Origin of the sequence: Micromonospora andamanensis (assembly GCF_016863495.1) — a bacterium.
Classification (GTDB): Bacteria; Actinomycetota; Actinomycetes; order Mycobacteriales; family Micromonosporaceae; genus Micromonospora; species Micromonospora andamanensis.
The window spans coordinates 203,312-219,380 of the sequence record NZ_BOOZ01000011.1 but is presented as its reverse complement, the minus strand read 5'-3'; the positions used below and the strand labels follow the sequence as shown (position 1 = coordinate 219,380).

Here is a 16,069-nt window from a genome sequence, read left to right as displayed (position 1 = left end):
CATGCCAGCAGTGGCAACGGTAAGACCGGCCGCCCGTACGGCGGCCCTGATCGCCGCCGCGCTCGCCCTCACCCTCGGCGTCGCGCTGGCCCCCTTCACCTCCGCCGCCGCGGCACCGCAGCCGCTGCGGGCGGCGGCTCCGGGCGATGTGGACGACGAGGGTGGCACCCCGGCACTGCGGGCCCAACTGGAGGCCGCCAGCAAGGGCTACCTCGACGCCAAGACCGCGCTCGACCGCTCGGTGAAGCGGCAGAATCAGCTCGCCGAGCAGCTCAAGACGACAGAGAGTCAGGTCGCCGAACGGGGCACCAAGGTCGCCGAGATCGCCGCACAGGCGTACCGGACCGGACGGCTGGGCGCCGCGTCGGCACTGCTCCACAGCGGGTCACCGGCCGGCTTCATGGACCGGGCGGCGGCACTGGACGCGGTGGCCGCCAACTCCGACCGCGCGCTGCGGGAACTTCAGACGGCCCGGGACGAGGTCAGCGCCACCAAGCAGGCGCTGGACGCGGAGATCCAGGAGCAGCGCAAGCAGGTGGCCGTGATGGCCAAGCGCAAGGACCAGGCCGAGCGGGCGCTGACCGTCGCCATCGAACGCGACGAGGCGGCCGAGCGGGCCGAGGCCGCCGAGCGGGCCGCCCGGTCACCGTCGCGCAGCGGGTCGAGCCCCACCGCCAAGCCCGCACCCCGCAACTCCGACGGGTCATGGCCCTCGGAGTCGTGCAGCGTCAACGACCCCACGCCGGCCAACGGCTGCATCACCCCGCGCACCTTGCACGCGCTCAAGCAGGCCAAGTCGGCCGGCTTCACCCGGTACGTCTCCTGCTACCGCTCCGGTGGCTCCGGTGAGCACCCGAAGGGTCGGGCCTGCGACTTCGCGGCACAGAAGAACGGCTTCGGCGGGGACGCCACGGGTGGCGACCGGACCTACGGCAACAACCTGGCGGCGTACTTCGTGAACAATGCCGACCGGCTCGCCGTGCTCTACGTGATCTGGTACAGGCAGATCTGGCTGCCCAGCAGCGGCTGGAAGTCGTACAGCGGCGCTCGGGGCGACCCGTCCAGCGACCACACCAACCACGTGCACCTGTCGGTGTACTGAGTTCATCGTCGCGCCGGGTGAACAGCTCTTCACGAGCGGTTCACCCGGCGTCGCGTTTCCACAGTTCGTCGGCGGGGCACCGTCCGGTCGACGCGCGCACAGGCGTCCCCTTGGTTACGGTCTTACCAGGAGGCGGATGTTTGTCCGCTATCGGGAGGAACGCGAATGAACGAGCGAATCGTCAGGCTCAGCGCCGCCGCCGACAGCGGGGTGCGGTCATGACCGGCCACGTGATGATCTTCGCACCGACCCCGCTGTTGACGGTCACCATCGATCAACCGAGCGACTCGCCGGAGCTGCACCTGCACCCGGGCGGCCAGGGGGTGTGGCAGGCCCGGATGGTGCTCTCACTCGGCGTCGACGTGGTGCTCTGCGCGGCGCTCGGCGGCGAGGTCGGGCAGGTCCTGGAGCCGCTGCTGGTCAGCGAGGGGGTCGACCTCAAGGTGGTGGCCCGCGACTCCGGCGGCACCGGCGGGTACGTGCACGACCGCCGCGAGGGCACCCGCCGGGAGGTCGTCGACGTGACCGGCCAGCCGTTGAGCCGGCACGAGCTCGACGAGTTGTACAACCTCGCGCTCGGCGAGGGACTACGTGCGGCGGTGAGCGTGTTGAGCGGGCCGAACCATCCGTCACTGGTCCCCGCCGACCTCTACCGGCGCTTCGCCGCCGATCTCGGCGCCAACGGCGGCCGGGTGGTGGTGGACCTCTGCGGCGAGCACCTCACCGCCGTCCTGGAGAGCGGCGTCTTCTTCCTCAAGGTCAGCCACGAGGAACTGCTCGCCGACGGACGGGCGGCGGGCGACGACGAGGAGCAGCTCACCCGCGCGATGTACGACCTGCACGCCTCGGGCGCCGAGAACGTCGTGGTCAGCCGGGCCGACAAACCGGCGTTGGCGCTTGTCGACGGCGAGGTGTTCGAGGTGCTGATGCCGCGACTGGAGGCGGCCGACCCGCGTGGGGCCGGTGACTCGATGACCGCGGGTGTGGCCGCCGTGGTGGCCCAGGGTGGCGATATCCGCACCGCGATCCGTACCGGCGCGGCGGCCGGCGCGCTGAACGTCACCCGACACGGCCTCGGCACCGGTCGCCTCGACTCGATAAACGGTCTGGTCGACCGGGTCCGGCTGGAACCGGCGGGCAGCCGTCCGCAGGAACGCACCACCCCCGACGAGCTGGCGCAGCGGGCGGGCGGCCGATGACGCTCCGGGTGCTCATCACCAACGACGACGGGATCGCCGCGCCCGGCATCCAGGCGCTGGCCAGGGCGGCCGTCGACCGGGGCCTGGACGTGGTGGTGGCAGCCCCGCTGGAGGAGGCGAGCGGTACCAGTGCCGCGATGAGCGCCATGGAACAGGACGGGCAGGTGGTGGTCCGTGAGCATCCGCTGCCGGACCTCGACGGGGTGCCGGCGTTCGGTGTCGGCGGCTCGCCCGGGTTCATCGCGCTCATCGCCGTGCACGGTGCCTTCGGACCGCCGCCGTCGGTCCTGCTGTCGGGGATCAACAGGGGCGCCAACGCGGGACGGGCGGTGCTGCACTCCGGCACCGTGGGCGCCGCCTTCACCGCCGCCGCCAACGGCTGCCGGGCGATGGCCGTCTCGCTCGACGTGCTCTCCGCCGGTGAGGCGACCGCGGCCAGCGGCGGCGCCGCGGTGGCGGCTGCCGCCCGGGTACGAGACGCCGAACGGAACTGGGCCACCGCCGCCCGGGTCGCCCTGGACCTGCTGCCCCGGCTGACCGCCGCGCCGACGGAGAGCGTCCTCAACGTCAACGCGCCGGACCTGCCGCTCGACCGACTGCGTGGGGTACGCCAGGGCACCCTGGCGACCTTCGGCCAGGTGCAGATGACAGTCGCCGAATCCGGGCACGGCTTCGTGCGTACCTCGTTGGAGGAACCGGGGCAGGCGGTGCAGCCTGGCACGGATCTGGCGCTGCTCGCCGACGGCTACGCGTCGGTGACCGCCGTCCGGGCGGTCACCGAGGTGGCCGACGTGGACCTGTCCGGCCTCGGCGGAGACTGACCGGCACCGAGCCGGTCAGGCCCCGGGGAGCACCTCGGGAGCCGTAGCGGCCCCGGCATAGTAGGGCTCGGGCGCGCCGAAGAGGCCGAGCAGGCCGGTCACCCAGAGCTGCCGGTGCACGAACCGGCTCGGCTCGGTCACGACCAGCTTCACCCCGCTGACCTCGGCGGTCTGGAAGCCGGCGACCATGGCGCTGATGCCCACCGAGTCGATGAATGTGACCAGCCGCATGTTGAGCTCGATCCGGGCCGGTCGCCCCTTGGCCAGCACCTCGGCGATGGCCTCTTTAACCTCGTACGCGGTGTCGACGTCGATCTCGCCCCGGGGGGCGATCTCGATGACACCACCGGGCCGAACCGTCTGCAGGATCGACAGGCTCACGCGAGCACCTCCACTCGCCCGTACGACGGGCGCCTCATCAGTACGCGGGCCGCGACCGACAGTATTCCTTCAACTGCCTTGGTCGCCACCCCTCGGGATGAGCAATTCACGGACAGGAGCACGACAAATCGCCCTTATCCGAACTTTATTGGCCTTTTCTCTCGACGATCGGCACCCCGACGTCGCCGAACCAGGGTAGCCGCCCGGTGCGACGCCCGTCGTCTCCCGGCACTACCGGCGTGCCCCGGAAAAACGGGGCTGACCTGCGCTCGCCCCGCACTGGTGGCGCGGTGTGCCTAGCATCACGGGTGACCCCTACGACGGGAGGACGACATCATGCTCCGCAGACTCGCTGCGCTCGCCGGTGTCAGTGCCCTACTCGCCCTCGTGCTGGCCTGCGGGTTCGGCGGCGGGGACGGTGACGACGACGATGACGATGACTTCGCCCGCGCGGCGGTGGTGGCTGTCGTCGCCCACTGACCCCTGATCCGCAGGCGGCGACCCCGATTCGCCGCGACCGCACGGTGGATACCACCGGCACCCTCGGCGGTGCCAGGGTGTCGGTGGTTTGCGGCCGGGCCGGCGCGGGCACAGCCTCGGATGCGAACCGCCACCGGCCGGACAACGCCGCCGACAGCTGATGCGTGCACCGGCTCCGGCACCGTCGAGGAGGGAACCACATGTTCGGAACACATCTGCTGGAGCGCCGCAGCAAGCCGGAGCGGATCGCGGACCAGGCGTGGCAACACCTCGTCTCGGCCATGAACAGCGCCGGCGACAGCATCCGCGACACCGCCCGCACCGCCCGCCACAGCTCCGCCGGCTTTGCCGGCGACGCCGGTGACCTGGTCGAGTCGGCCGCCGAGGAGGCCCGCCACCGGGCCAGCCGTGCCTTCGACGCGCTCGCCGGACGCCGCCCTGCGCTGCCCTGGACGCTGCTGATCGGCGCCGCCCTGGTCGGTGCCGCGGTCGGCTGGGCGGCCGGCACCGCCGCCCGCGCCGCTGGGAGCCGCGACCGGGCCATGGAGGACATCGAATTCGTCGACGTGGACCGGCCCGACTCCCCCGCCGACCCGGCAGGTCCCGCCAACTGACGCTCTGCGTGACGACGGGCCCCACCGACCGACGAGGTCGGGCGGGGCCCGTCCGGCTGAGTACCCGCCGCCTCGACTCGCCGGCCTCTCGCCCGTTCCGGGTGAGGCCGACTCACCCGGACCGTCACCAGGCTCGGTCACGGCGGACCTGGTTGCCGACCCGGGCCAGACCGGTGCCGGCGGGTCGGCGCGCCGGTTCGCGCCACGCTGGTTTCGCGCCACGCTGGCGAGAAGGGAGCGACCGATGGCCAGCATCTCGACGATCAACCGCACCGACCAGGACATCCGGTCCGCGGTGCGGGACGAACTCGACTGGGAGCCCCGGGTCCGGCCGCACGAGATCGGGGTGACCGTCACCGAGGGCGTGGCGACGCTTACCGGGCGGGTGGACAGCTACGCCAAGAAGTGGGCGGCTGAGCGCGCCGCGCACCGGGTCACCCAGGTCCGGGCGGTCGCCAACGACCTCGCGGTACGGCTGGTCACCGGCGCCGAACGCAGCGACCCGGAGATCGCCGCCGCGGTTCAGCACGCACTTCAGTGGCAGGCGTTCGTGCCCGTCGACGCGCTCGACGTGACGGTCTCCCAGGGCTGGGTCACCCTGCACGGCGCGGTGGAGTGGGAATACCAGCGCCGCGCCGCCGAGCGGGCTGTCGGCCAGCTGAACGGCGTACGCGGGGTCAGCAACGGCATGACCGTCCGACCACCGGTACGCCCGGACGGCGCCCTGCTGGGCCGACGCATCGTCGACGCGCTGGCCCGCAACCGGGCCACCGACGCGGAACAGGTGACGGTGCGGATACACGGCGACACGGTGCTGCTCGGCGGGCTGGTGCACTCCATACCCGAACGCGCCGAGGTGGAACGGGTCGTCTGGTCGGCCCCCGGCATCCGCGAGGTGCAGAACCACATCGCTGTCGCCCCGGTGCTGCGCTGACCCGGCCCGGAACCACCCGGGTCGGGTGAGCCGCGCTCACCCGACCCGGCCCGAGGCTGGGAGGTATGACCGATCGGCTGACCACGCCCCTGCAGGTCACTGCGCGGCTCCGCACACCCGTCACGGAGCACGACCACATCCGCGGTCCGCTTGACGCACAGGTGACGATCGTCGAGTACGGCGACTTCCAGTGCCCCTTCTGCGGCCTCGCCCACGCCACCCTGACCGAGGTGCTGCGGCAGCGCGGCGACACGGTCCGGCACGTCTACCGCCACTTCCCGATCACCAACATGCACCCGTACGCCGAGCGGGCCGCCGAGGCCGCCGAGGCCGCCGGACGGCGGGGACGGTTCTGGGAGATGCACGACTGGCTCTACGAACACCAGGATCAATTGGATCCGGTGCACCTCACGCTCGGAGTCGAGCAGCTCGGCCTGCCCGTCGACGAGGTGGAGGCGGAGATCGCCCGGCACGCCCACACCGACCGGATCCGACACGACTTCGTCGGCGCCATCCGCAGCGGCGTGGACGCCACACCCACCCTCTTCATCAACGACGTCCGCCACGACGGCGACTTCACCCTGCCCACCCTCCTCACCACCATCGACACCGCCACCCCCTGATCCCGGTTGATCATGAAATTTGTCGTCGCGCCACGCCGAACGGCGGGACAACAACTTCATGATCAACGAGAAGGGTGGGGGTGGGTCAGATGAGGTGGAGTTGGCGGGCGCGGCGGACGGCGTCGCGGCGGCGGGTGGCGTCGAGCTTGCGGTAGATGTTGCGGACGTGGGTCTTGACCGTGTTGACGGAGACCGACAGTTCGGCGGCGATCTCCACGTTGGACAGGATGCTCTGCAGGTAGCGCAGGATCGTCAGCTCGCGTTCGGTGAGCGGCTCGTCGAGCGGTGCCGTCGCGGTGCCGCCCGCCGGCCCGGCCGGCGCGTCCACGACGCGTACCAGGTCACTCACAAGTGACCAGTGGGCGGTGCCGGAGTCGAGGTGGGCGGCGAGCAGTTCCCGCAGGCCCGGTTCGGCCCGCAGGAACGGGCGGCGGTACCCCTCCGGTGCGGCCAGGTCGAGCGCCTGCTCCAGCATCCGACCCGCCCGGCGGTCGTCGCCGGCCCGGACGGCCAGCACCGTGGCCAGCAGCGCCGCGTCGAGGCGTACCGGCAGCGGCCAGTCGGCCGTCGGTGCGGCAGTCCAGTCCGGCAGCAGGCTCTCGGCGGCACGTGCGTCACCGGTCCGCAGTTCGGTCCGCGCCGCCGCGACGGCCAACGCCGCAGCGGCCCCGGTCACCGGCCCGGTCGGCCGGTCGCCGGCCAGTTCCCGGGCGGTCTGCACGTCGCCCCGGGCACTGTGCAGATCCACCTCGGCGGCGCGCAGCCACGAGCCCATCTCGCCGCCGCGCGCGCCCCACCCGGTGCGCGCCTCCACCAGCAGCCGGTGGCCGACGCTGAGCTCCCCCTCGTCGTGTCGCAGGTACGCGCGGCACCAACCGGCGACCGCGTCGGCAATTGGTTCCCCGCCGGCCGGCGCGGCCAGCCCCAGGTGCGCCTCGGCCTCCGCCGGTTGGTCCCGGTGCAGCGCGACGACCGCCAGCGCCAGGTACGCGTACCCGCAGTCGAGCAGCGCCGACCAGCCCTGGCAGGGCGGCATGGCCAACGCCGCCCGAGCCGTCTCCTCGGCCGCTCGCAACTCCCCCCGCAGCGCCGACACCACCGCCCACCGGCTGGCGCAGACAAGTTCGGTGCGCGGACGTGCCGCCGTCCGGGCGGCTGCCAGCGCCTCGGCGAGGCCGGTCGCCGCCCCGGTCAGCTCGCCGTCGTCCAGGGCGAGCAGAGCCAGCGCGGTGCCGGCCACGGCCCGCACGTCGGCGTCCTCTGCGGCGTGACCGGCGGAGGGTGCACCGGCACGGGCGAGCTCCGGGCCGCCGGGCGGGCGTCCACCACCGGTGTCCAGCAGACGAGCGGCGGCGGAGCGTACGGTCTGCGGGTCGCCGGCCAGTCGGGCAAGGGTCAGTTCGACAACGGCGATCAGCCGACCGAACCGGGACCGACGCGGTTGCGGTAGCCGCCCGGCGTGCCCGGTGGCCAGCCGCAGGTACGTCACGGCCGCCTCGGTGTCGCCGTCGAGCGCGCGTTCGGCGGCGCAGGCCAGCGCGAGTTCGGGATCGCGGCCCACCTCCTCCGGCGGGGGTGACGTGGGTGCCGACCCGGCACCGGCCGGCCGCTCGTAGGGCACCAGTTCCGGCCACCTGGTCACGAACAGGTCGGTGGCGGCCGTCCAGTCACCGGCGGCGAGCGCATGGCGCAACGCCTCGGCCGGCCGGCCGTTGCCGGCGTACCAACCGGTCGCCCGCAGGTGCAGCTCGCGCAGTTCCTCCGGGGGCAGCCGGACCAGTTCCCGGTGCAGCAGGTCGGCCAGGAGCGGATGGCACCGGTACCAGACCGGCCGGCCACCGTCGTGGTGGAGCAGACCGCTGTCGTCGGCGAGGGTGCTCAGGCGCTCCTCGGTGTCCGCGTCGCCGCTGAGCGCGGCGGCGAGACCGGCGCAGACGGCGTCGACAATCGCCGCGCGGCGCAGCAGCTCGCGGTCCTTCGGCTCCAGCCCGCCCAGCGGCTCCGCCCGCAGATAGCCGGCGATCTCCGGCTGGTCGGCGCCGAGTTCGCTGATCCAGCGCTCCGGGTCCGGTTGGTCGCGCAGGGCGAGCGCGGCGATCCGCAGCACAGCCGCCCAGCCCCCGGTGCGCTGCCGCAGTCGGGCCACGGCGGCGGCCGGTACCGCCACCCCGTGCGCGGTGAGCAGGTCGGCGATCTCGTCGCCGGTGAACGCCAGGTCGTCCGGGCCGAGCTCGGTCAACTCCCCGGCCAGCCGCAGCCGGTGCACCGCCAGCGGCGACCCGGTCCGTCCGGCCGCCACCAGGCGGAGCCGCTGCTCACTGTGGCGCAGCAGGAACTCCAGCCCGGCCAGCGCCGCCGGCTCGGTGACCCGGTGCAGGTCGTCCACGATCAGCACCACCGGCCGTTCCCGGGCGGCCAGGGCGGCGGCGAGAAGCTCCAACTCGTCCGGACGCGGTACCCGGTCAGGCAGCGGAGGCTCGGCCGGGCCCACCACGGAACGCAGCGCGGCCCCGAGGTACGACCAGAGGCGGTCCGGGTCGTCACCCGCCTCGACCGACACCCAGGCCGGCACCGGGGCCTGTGGGTCAGCGTCCTGCCGGGTCCGCCGCCAGGTGGCGAGCAGGGTGGTCTTGCCCCAGCCGGCGGGGGCCCGGAGCAGGGTGGCCGGGCGGCTCACCGCCTCGTCGAGCAGGCGGGCCAGCCGGGGCCGCAGGACCATCGGTTCGGGCGGCACGGCGGGCGTCAGCCGGGAGGCCAGCAGGGGCGGGCCGCCCGGCACCCGGACCGCCGCGTCGGCCCGGACGGTGCTGCGGTCATCCGGCATCCCGCCCACCCCCACGGACGCGTGCTTCCTCCCCCGGTCCTGCGGCGGGCGGTTACCCGACCCGCGACGGTTCACCCCTTCCGGGGGACCCGGGTTCACCCGCCCGGCAGCGACACTGGCCGTGAGCTGGGCGGACGCACCGCAGGACGCCAGCGGGTCACCCGCCGCGCCGTGGGGTGCGACGGGACGACGCGGCCGGCAGCGGAGGTCGGAGGTACGAGTGGGACGGGTCGGGACAGTTGTCGCGGTGGCCGGTGCGCTCGGTGTGGCAGCGGCCAGGGCCACCCGTACCGCCGTCAGCCGGCAACGGGCCTGGCGGGCCGGGCCGCCGCACCGCTGGCAGGTGGTCACCGTCGACCGGCCGCCGGAGCAGGTGCTGCCCTCGGCTGTCTGGCCGGAACCGCTGCGCCGCCTCGACGGCGCCGTCGAGGTCACGGTGGCACGCGCACCGGGCGGCCGGGGTACCGAACTGGCGGCCCGGGCACGACCGCACGCCGCCTGGCCCGGGCTCTCCGCACACCTGCTGGGCGATGATCCTGGCCTGCTGGTACGACGAACGTTGTGGCAGGTCAAGCAGCTCGCCGAGACCGGTGAGGTGCTACGGGCCGACCGCGCGCCAGGCGAACGCGGGCCGGTCGACAGGCCGCCCCGGTGAGAGCCCTGTGCTGGACCTCCGGCGGCGAACTGGCGGTCGGTCAGGTCCCCGATCCGGAGCTGCGCAACGACCATGACGTGATCGTCCGGGTACGGCGCAGCGCCACCTGCGGTGCCGACCTGCCACTCCTGACCGGGCGGGCGTCCGGTCTGGCCGCCGGTGACGTGCTCGGCCACGAGTTCCTCGGCGACGTGGTCGAGGTGGGTGGTGGGGTACGGCGGCACCGGGTCGGCGACCGGGTGGTCGTCTGCGCGTCGGTGGCCTGCGGCGCCTGCTGGTACTGCCGGCGAGGGCTGCCGTCGTGCTGCGACAACGGCAGCACCGACCCGACCGCTAACGAGGCGGAGTGGGGACACCCGGTGGCGGGCTGCTTCGGCCAGCCCCGGGCGGCGGGCGGCTTCGCCGGCAGCCACGCCGAGTACGTGCGGGTGCCGTACGCCGATGTCGGGGCGTTTCCGGTGCCGGAGTCCGTCGCCGACGACCGTGCCCTGTTCGCCTCGGACGCCGCCCCGGCCGGCTGGCTGGGTGCCGAGGGCGGCGAGGTCCGTCCCGGTGACGTGGTGGCGGTGTGGGGGGCGGGTGCGGTGGGTCAGCTGGCCGCCCGGGCGGCCTGGCTGCTGGGCGCCGAGCGGGTGGTCGTCGTCGACCGGCACCCCGCGCGGCTGCTGATGGCCCGGCAGCACGTCGGCGTGGAGACCATCGACCGGCGGGACACCGATGTGGCGGCACAGTTGCGGGAGTTCAGCGGGGGGCGGGGACCTGACGTCTGCGTCGAGGCGGTCGGCGGGCCGGCCGGCGAACACCTGTCCCTCGCCGACCGGTTCACCGGCCGCGCGCCGGTGCCGGAGGCGGTCCGGGAGGCGGTGTACGCCTGCCGCAAAGGTGGCAACGTCTTCGTCCTCAACGGCGGCACCCGGCACGTCAACGCCTTCCCGACCGGGGCCGTCGTGCACAAGGGGCTGACCGTGCGCGGGGGACGCCAGCACGGCCAGCGGCACATCCCCATGCTGCTGGACCGGATGGCCCGTGACGAGCTGCGTACCGAGCATCTGGCCACGCACCACTTCCCCCTGGACCGGGCCGTCGAGGGGTACGCCCTGTTCCGGGACCGGCCGGAGGAGTGCCTGCGCGCGGTGTTCACTCCGCGCTGACGGCGGCGGGCGGATCGGCGACGACGGTGGCATGATCGCGGGATGGCTGCCCAACGGTCGTACGACGTGGTGTTGTTCGGGGCGACCGGGTTCACCGGCGGGCTCACCGCACGCTACCTGGCCCGGCACGCGCCCCCGGGGCTGCGCTGGGCCCTCGCCGGGCGCAACCCCGACAAGCTGGCCGCGGTCCGGGACCAGGTGGCCGCGATCGACCCGGCGCTGGCCGGGCTGCCCCTGCTCACCGCCGACGTCACCGACCCGGCCTCGCTGCGCGCGGTGGCCGCCGACGCCCGGCTGGTGGCCAGCACCGTCGGCCCGTACGTCCACCACGGCGAGCCGCTGGTGGCCGCCTGCGCCGCCGCCGGCACCGACTACCTCGACATCACCGGCGAACCGGAGTTCGTCGACCGGATGTACCTGCGCCACCACGCCGAGGCGGTGCGCACCGGCGCCCGGCTGGTGCACGCCTGCGGCTTCGACTCGATCCCGCACGACCTCGGTGTCTGGTTCACCGTCAAGCAACTGCCCGCCGACACCGCGATCGCCGTGGACGGGTACGTGCGGGCGGGCGGGCGGTTCTCCGCCGGCACGTACCACTCGGCGCTTACCGCCTTCTCGCGTACCGGTGAGGCGTCGCGGGCGGCCCGCGAACGCCGCGCGGCCGAGCCACGCCCGGCCGACCGGCGGGTCCGGGCCGTGCCGGGCAAGCTGGCCCGCTCGCGGGACCTGCCGGTCTGGGCGGTGCCGCTGCCGACCATCGACCCGCAGGTGGTCCGCCGTTCGGCGGCGGCCCGCCCCGAGTACGGCCCGGACTTCCGCTACCGCCACTTCGCCGCGGTGCGGCGGCTGCCGACGGTGCTCGCCGCAGGTGCGGGGCTCGGTGCCGTGGTCGGGCTGGTGAAGCTGCCGCCGACCCGGCGGTGGCTGCTCGGGCGGCTCACCTCCGGGCAGGGACCAAGCGCCGAGCAGCGGGCGAAATCGTGGTTCACAGTGCGTTTCGTCGGCGTCGGCGGCGGGCGACGCGTGGTGACCGAGGTGGCCGGCGGCGACCCCGGCTACGACGAGACCGCGAAGATGCTCGCCGAGTCGGCGCTCTGCCTGGCCTGCGACGAGCTGCCGGCCACCGCCGGTCAGGTCACGCCGGTCACCGCGATGGGCGACGCGCTGCTGCACCGGCTCACCGCCGCCGGCATCACCTTCCGGGTGCTCGACGAGCAGCCGGTGACTTGACCCTCGACCAGGTCGAGGGGGCAGGATCGGGCCGTGGATGGCGACCTGCGCAGCATCGGTGAGCTGGCCCGGGCCAGTGGGTTGACGGTGAGCGCGCTGCGGTTCTACGACGCCGCCGGGGTGCTGGTCCCGGCCCGGGTCGACCCGGCCACCGGATACCGCTGGTACGCCGACGACCAGGTGGCACCGGCCCGGTTGGTGGCCGGACTGCGCCGGGTCGGCCTGCCGGTGGCCGAGATCGCCCTGGCGGTACGCGCCGAGCCCCCAGTGGTGCACCGGCTGCTCGACGCGCACCTTGCGCGGTTGGCCGACGGGTTGGCCGAGGCGCGGCGCGAGGCCGCCCTGATCCGTTGCCTGCTCGACGACGACCGACCCCCGTCGGCCACCCGGCTCGTGCTGACCGGCGGCGAGCTGTCCGCCGCCGTGGGAGCCGTCCGGTTCGCCGTCGGCACCGATCCGGCGCTGCCGGGGCTGGCCGCCGTACTGTTCGAGGTGACCGAGGACGGCGTCCGGCTGGTGGCGACCGACAGGCACCGCCTGGCGGTGGCGGCGGCCGGCGCGACGGTCCGCGGCCCGGCGGTGCGGGCGCTGCTGCCGGTGGCCGCGGTGGACCGGCTGCGCCGGCTGTCCGACGGCGCGGGGACCGGCGAGGTGCGGTTGACAGTTGTCGGCCGGCAGGTCGTCGCCGACGTCAGCGGGCACCGGTTGCGGATGACGACCCTGGCGTACGACTTCCCCGACTATCACGCCCTGCTGCCCGGAGCGACAGGCGGGCCGGCCCACCGGGTGCCTGTCGACGCGCCGTGGCTGACCGCCGCGTTGCGCTCGGGTACGCCGACGCTGACCCGGGAACATGCGGGCGGCCCACTGCCGGTGACAGTGCTCGGGTTGGCTGGCCGGGACGCGTTACGCCTGCTCGGCCCGGACGAGCTTGCCGACGACCGGGCCGGCCGGGCCGACGGCGAGCTGCGGGTCGGCGTCAACGGCGGGTACCTGCTCGACGCCCTGGCCGCGGCGGGTGGCCCGCGCCTGGTGCTCGAACTGGACGGCCCGGTCACCCCGCTGGCGATCCGCCGGCCTGACGACCCGGCCGCCTTCTCCATCCTGATGCCGATCCGCCTCTGACCGCGGCATCCGGGGTGGGTCGGGTGCGGGAGGCGGGGCGATTCGGGCGCGACGGTAGCATCTGGAGGTCCACCCGAGCCCGGACGGAGGCGTACGGAGCAGCATGCTCGACATGGAGTTGATCCGGAAGGATCGCGACGCGGTGGCGACCGCGCTGGCGAAGCGGCTGGACGCCGCCGAGGTCGACCGGGCGCTGGACGCGATCCAGCAGCTCGACCGGGAGCGTCGCCGGCTGATCAGTGAGATCGACGGGGAACGCCAGCGGCGCAAGGCCGAGGCCCGGGCGTACGCACAGGCGAAGCGGGCCGGTGTCGAGCCGGAGGCCACCTCCGACGACGGCCGTAAGCAGATCGCCGAGTTGGAGGCCGAGCTCGACGAGGTGCAGTCGCGGCTGCGTACCACGATGAGCGAGCTGCCCAACCTGCCCGCCGAGGACGTCGTGTCCGGCGGCAAGGAGGCCAACCGGGTGGTGAAGACCTTCGGCGCGCCACCGGCCATCGAGAAGGTCCGCGACCACGTCGAGCTGAGCCGGATGCTGGGTCTTGTCGACCACGAGCGCGGCGTCAAGCTCGGCGGCTCCGGCTTCTGGATGTACACCGGCCTGGGTGCCCGGCTGGAGTGGGCGCTTGTCAACTGGTTGATCGAGCGGAACATCGAGGCCGGGTACGAGTTCCTTCTCCCGCCGCACCTGCTGCTGGACAGCGCCGGTTTCGCCGCCGGCCAGTTCCCCAAGTTCTACGACGACGTCTACCACCTGGACAGGCAGTCCGCGCCGCGCGGCCAGTTCCTGCTGCCCACGGCGGAGACGGCGATCCTCGGGGCGTACCAGGACGAGATCATGGAGACCGCGAAGCTGCCGCTGAAGGTGTTCGCGTACACCCCGTGCTACCGGCGGGAGGCGGCCGGCTCGCACTCCGACGAGCGCGGCACCGTCCGGGGCCACCAGTTCAACAAGGTGGAGATCTTCCAGTTCACCCTGCCCGAGCAGGCCGACGCCGCGCTGGAGCAGATGGTCACCCACGCGGAGAGCCTGGTCGAAGGGCTGGGCCTGCACTACCAGCGCAGCCTGCTCGCCGCCGGGGACTCCAGCGCGTCGATGCGCAAGACCCTCGACATCGAGGTGTGGATGCCCAGCACCGGCAAGTACAAGGAGGTCTCGTCGGTCTCCTGGGGCGGTGACTACCAGGCCCGCCGGGCGGCGATCCGCTACCGCGAGCCGGGCGGCAAGCAGACCCGCTTCGTACACACCCTCAACGGCTCGGCCCTCGCGACCAGCCGCCTCCTCCCGGCCATCCTGGAGCAGTTCCAGCAGCCCGACGGCTCGGTCCTGGTCCCCGAAGTCCTCCGCGACCGCCTGTCCACCGACCGCCTAACCCCCCGCTAACCAACTCCCCCACCCGCCCCACCGGCCCCACCCGCCCCGTGCGCCGATCTTGCAGTTCTGGTCGCCGAACTGTCCCCTTCGGCATCGTTTGTCGGGGCAGGAAGTGCAAGATCGACGGAGTGGGGGCGGCGGCGGGTGGTCACGAGGGTCAGGGTTGTCAGGGCGGTCAGGGCGATGGCCAGGGTGGTGGGGCCGGCGGTGGTCACGGCGTCGGCCAGCCAGCGTTGGGCTGAGGCGGCGGTGGTGACGAGGGGGTCGGTCAGGGCGTCGCGGTTGCCGGCGGCCAGCCGCGCCTCGTACCAGCCGTACCAGGCGACGTAGCCGCCGGCGAGCAGCAGCACCAGGCCGCTGAGCCGGGGCGCCCAGGCGCCGGCGCCGCGCAGCCTGGCCACCACCTCGCCGCGCAACAGCGCCACGCCGAGCGCGGCCACCGCGACCACCAGCCCCATCCCGAGGGCGTACGCGCCGAACAGCGCCAGCCCTCGTCCCGTCGAGCCGGCCTGGAGGCTTGTCACCACGGTCGCCAGGAACGGCGCAATGGCGCAGCCCAGCGAGGCCGTCGCGGAGGCCATGCCGAACAGCACCATCGACGGCAGCGAGCGGGTCAACCGGGGCGCCCGGGCCAGCGGGCGCAGCGTCGGCAGTCGACGGCCGGCGAGCAGCCAGCAGCCGAGCAGCACCAGCAGCAGGCCCAGCCCCACGGTGAACCAGGGCAGCCGGGGACGCAGCCAGCCGGCGATCGGGGCCAGCGCCAGCCCGAACGCACCGAACACCAGGACGTACCCGAGGGTGAGCGCGCCCGCGGCGGTCAACGCCCGACCGACCGCGCCGCGCGTGTCGGTGGTGCCGGCGACCAGCAGCGACAGGTACGCCGGCAGCATCGCGAAGCCACACGGGTTGACCGCGCCGAGCATGCCCGCCGTCAGGGCGAGCAGCAGCGGCGCTTCCATCAGGCCGCCAGTGCGGTGACCCGGCGGGTGAGGTCCTCGCCGTCCAGCCAACCCTGATGGATCACCCGGCCGTCCCGGTCGATGATCACGAAGGTGCTCTGCTCGACCACCTCGAAACGCCGCCAGATCGCCCCCGCACGGTCCTCGATCTGCGGCATCGGGCCCAGTTCGAACTCGGTGACGAAGTCGGTCATCGCCTTGCGTTCGCCCAGCCCCGCGACACCGATGATCGGCACCTTCTCCCGGAAACCTGGCTCGATCTCGGCGATCGTCCAGGCCTGACTGGCGCAGGTGGCGCACCAGGGGGCCCAGAACCAGAGCACCACCGGCCGGCCGGCCAGGGTGGCGGCGTCGAAGGCGGCACCGTCAAGAGTGGTGCCGGTGAACCGCAGGGTGTCCGGCACCGGTACCGCGCTGGCCGGCCCGGCCGACGGGGACGCGGCGGACGACGGGCCGCCGGCCTGCGGGGCCGCCTCGGCGTTCGGTCCGGTGCCGCACCCGGCGGTCGCCAGCACTGCGGCGAGCAGGGCGGCGGTGACCGTCCCGGTGGACCGTCCCGTGATCGAAACCGACCCCATCCGCGTCTCCTTCGGTTC

At 73.8% G+C, this 16,069-nt stretch carries 16 protein-coding genes; 12 read left to right on the top strand and 4 right to left on the bottom strand.

Going from position 1 to position 16,069, the window contains the following annotated elements; all coding sequences use genetic code 11:
• The first annotated feature begins 1 nt into the window (after nt 1).
• From Van01_RS12320 to surE, 3 genes are all read left to right on the top strand, one after another.
• The gene (locus Van01_RS12320) at nt 2–1,102 is read left to right on the top strand and encodes a coiled-coil domain-containing protein (RefSeq protein WP_204006004.1); all 1,101 of its coding nucleotides are present in this window, start codon (nt 2–4) and stop codon (nt 1,100–1,102) included.
• A gap of 218 nt (nt 1,103–1,320) precedes the next feature.
• Nucleotides 1,321–2,301: a 1-phosphofructokinase family hexose kinase gene (locus Van01_RS12315; RefSeq protein ID WP_204006002.1), complete on the top strand. Its 981-nt coding sequence runs from the start codon at nt 1,321–1,323 to the stop codon at nt 2,299–2,301.
• A complete protein-coding gene (gene surE, locus Van01_RS12310; protein WP_204005993.1) occupies nt 2,298–3,122 on the top strand; it encodes a 5'/3'-nucleotidase SurE in 825 nt (274 codons plus the stop codon). Before Van01_RS12315 ends, surE begins: the two co-directional genes overlap by 4 nt.
• Nucleotides 3,123–3,137: 15 nt before the next feature.
• On the opposite strand, the gene Van01_RS12305 is transcribed toward surE, so the two are convergent.
• Nucleotides 3,138–3,503 (bottom strand): STAS domain-containing protein, encoded by a 366-nt coding sequence (locus Van01_RS12305; RefSeq protein WP_099850669.1) that lies wholly within the window; start codon nt 3,501–3,503, stop codon nt 3,138–3,140.
• A 336-nt stretch (nt 3,504–3,839) separates the two neighbouring features.
• Between Van01_RS12305 and Van01_RS12300 the strand changes: the two genes are divergently transcribed.
• The 4 genes from Van01_RS12300 to Van01_RS12285 all read left to right on the top strand — a co-directional run bounded on the left by Van01_RS12300 (nt 3,840) and on the right by Van01_RS12285 (nt 6,154).
• Nucleotides 3,840–3,983, top strand: coding sequence for a hypothetical protein (locus tag Van01_RS12300; RefSeq protein WP_204005991.1), 144 nt, complete (start codon nt 3,840–3,842; stop codon nt 3,981–3,983).
• A 200-nt stretch (nt 3,984–4,183) separates the two neighbouring features.
• Nucleotides 4,184–4,597, top strand: a complete 414-nt coding sequence (locus Van01_RS12295) for a hypothetical protein (RefSeq protein WP_204005989.1) — start codon at nt 4,184–4,186, stop codon at nt 4,595–4,597.
• Nucleotides 4,598–4,841: 244 nt separating this feature from the next.
• Nucleotides 4,842–5,531, top strand: coding sequence for a BON domain-containing protein (locus Van01_RS12290; RefSeq protein WP_204005987.1), 690 nt, complete (start codon nt 4,842–4,844; stop codon nt 5,529–5,531).
• A gap of 77 nt (nt 5,532–5,608) precedes the next feature.
• Nucleotides 5,609–6,154 carry a DsbA family protein gene (locus Van01_RS12285; protein WP_204006192.1) on the top strand — a complete coding sequence of 182 codons (546 nt, stop codon included), beginning with the start codon at nt 5,609–5,611 and terminating at the stop codon, nt 6,152–6,154.
• Nucleotides 6,155–6,239: 85 nt separating this feature from the next.
• On the opposite strand, the gene Van01_RS12280 is transcribed toward Van01_RS12285, so the two are convergent.
• Entirely contained in the window at nt 6,240–9,053 is a 2,814-nt protein-coding gene (locus Van01_RS12280) for a helix-turn-helix transcriptional regulator (RefSeq protein WP_373306242.1), read from the bottom strand.
• Nucleotides 9,054–9,198: 145 nt separating this feature from the next.
• Here Van01_RS12280 and Van01_RS32995 point away from each other — a divergent pair, with 145 nt between their 5' ends.
• The 5 genes from Van01_RS32995 to serS all read left to right on the top strand — a co-directional run bounded on the left by Van01_RS32995 (nt 9,199) and on the right by serS (nt 14,523).
• Complete coding sequence (locus Van01_RS32995; protein ID WP_373306241.1) at nt 9,199–9,633, top strand: hypothetical protein; 435 nt, start codon at nt 9,199–9,201, stop codon at nt 9,631–9,633.
• Nucleotides 9,630–10,784 (top strand): alcohol dehydrogenase catalytic domain-containing protein, encoded by a 1,155-nt coding sequence (locus Van01_RS12270; RefSeq protein WP_204005981.1) that lies wholly within the window; start codon nt 9,630–9,632, stop codon nt 10,782–10,784. Before Van01_RS32995 ends, Van01_RS12270 begins: the two co-directional genes overlap by 4 nt.
• A 42-nt stretch (nt 10,785–10,826) precedes the next feature.
• Nucleotides 10,827–12,014 carry a saccharopine dehydrogenase family protein gene (locus Van01_RS12265; protein WP_204005972.1) on the top strand — a complete coding sequence of 396 codons (1,188 nt, stop codon included), beginning with the start codon at nt 10,827–10,829 and terminating at the stop codon, nt 12,012–12,014.
• 45 nt (nt 12,015–12,059) lie between these two features.
• Entirely contained in the window at nt 12,060–13,139 is a 1,080-nt protein-coding gene (locus Van01_RS12260; protein ID WP_204006190.1) for a DNA polymerase III subunit beta family protein, read from the top strand.
• Nucleotides 13,140–13,242: 103 nt separating this feature from the next.
• Nucleotides 13,243–14,523, top strand: coding sequence for a serine--tRNA ligase (gene serS, locus Van01_RS12255; protein ID WP_204005960.1), 1,281 nt, complete (start codon nt 13,243–13,245; stop codon nt 14,521–14,523).
• On the opposite strand, the gene Van01_RS12250 is transcribed toward serS, so the two are convergent.
• Both Van01_RS12250 and Van01_RS12245 read right to left on the bottom strand, forming a co-directional pair.
• Nucleotides 14,520–15,473 carry a cytochrome c biogenesis CcdA family protein gene (locus tag Van01_RS12250; RefSeq protein ID WP_204005958.1) on the bottom strand — a complete coding sequence of 318 codons (954 nt, stop codon included), beginning with the start codon at nt 15,471–15,473 and terminating at the stop codon, nt 14,520–14,522. The two genes, serS and Van01_RS12250, sit on opposite strands and share 4 nt — an antisense overlap.
• A complete protein-coding gene (locus Van01_RS12245; protein WP_204005956.1) occupies nt 15,473–16,051 on the bottom strand; it encodes a TlpA family protein disulfide reductase in 579 nt (192 codons plus the stop codon). Before Van01_RS12245 ends, Van01_RS12250 begins: the two co-directional genes overlap by 1 nt.
• Nucleotides 16,052–16,069: the final 18 nt, after the last annotated feature.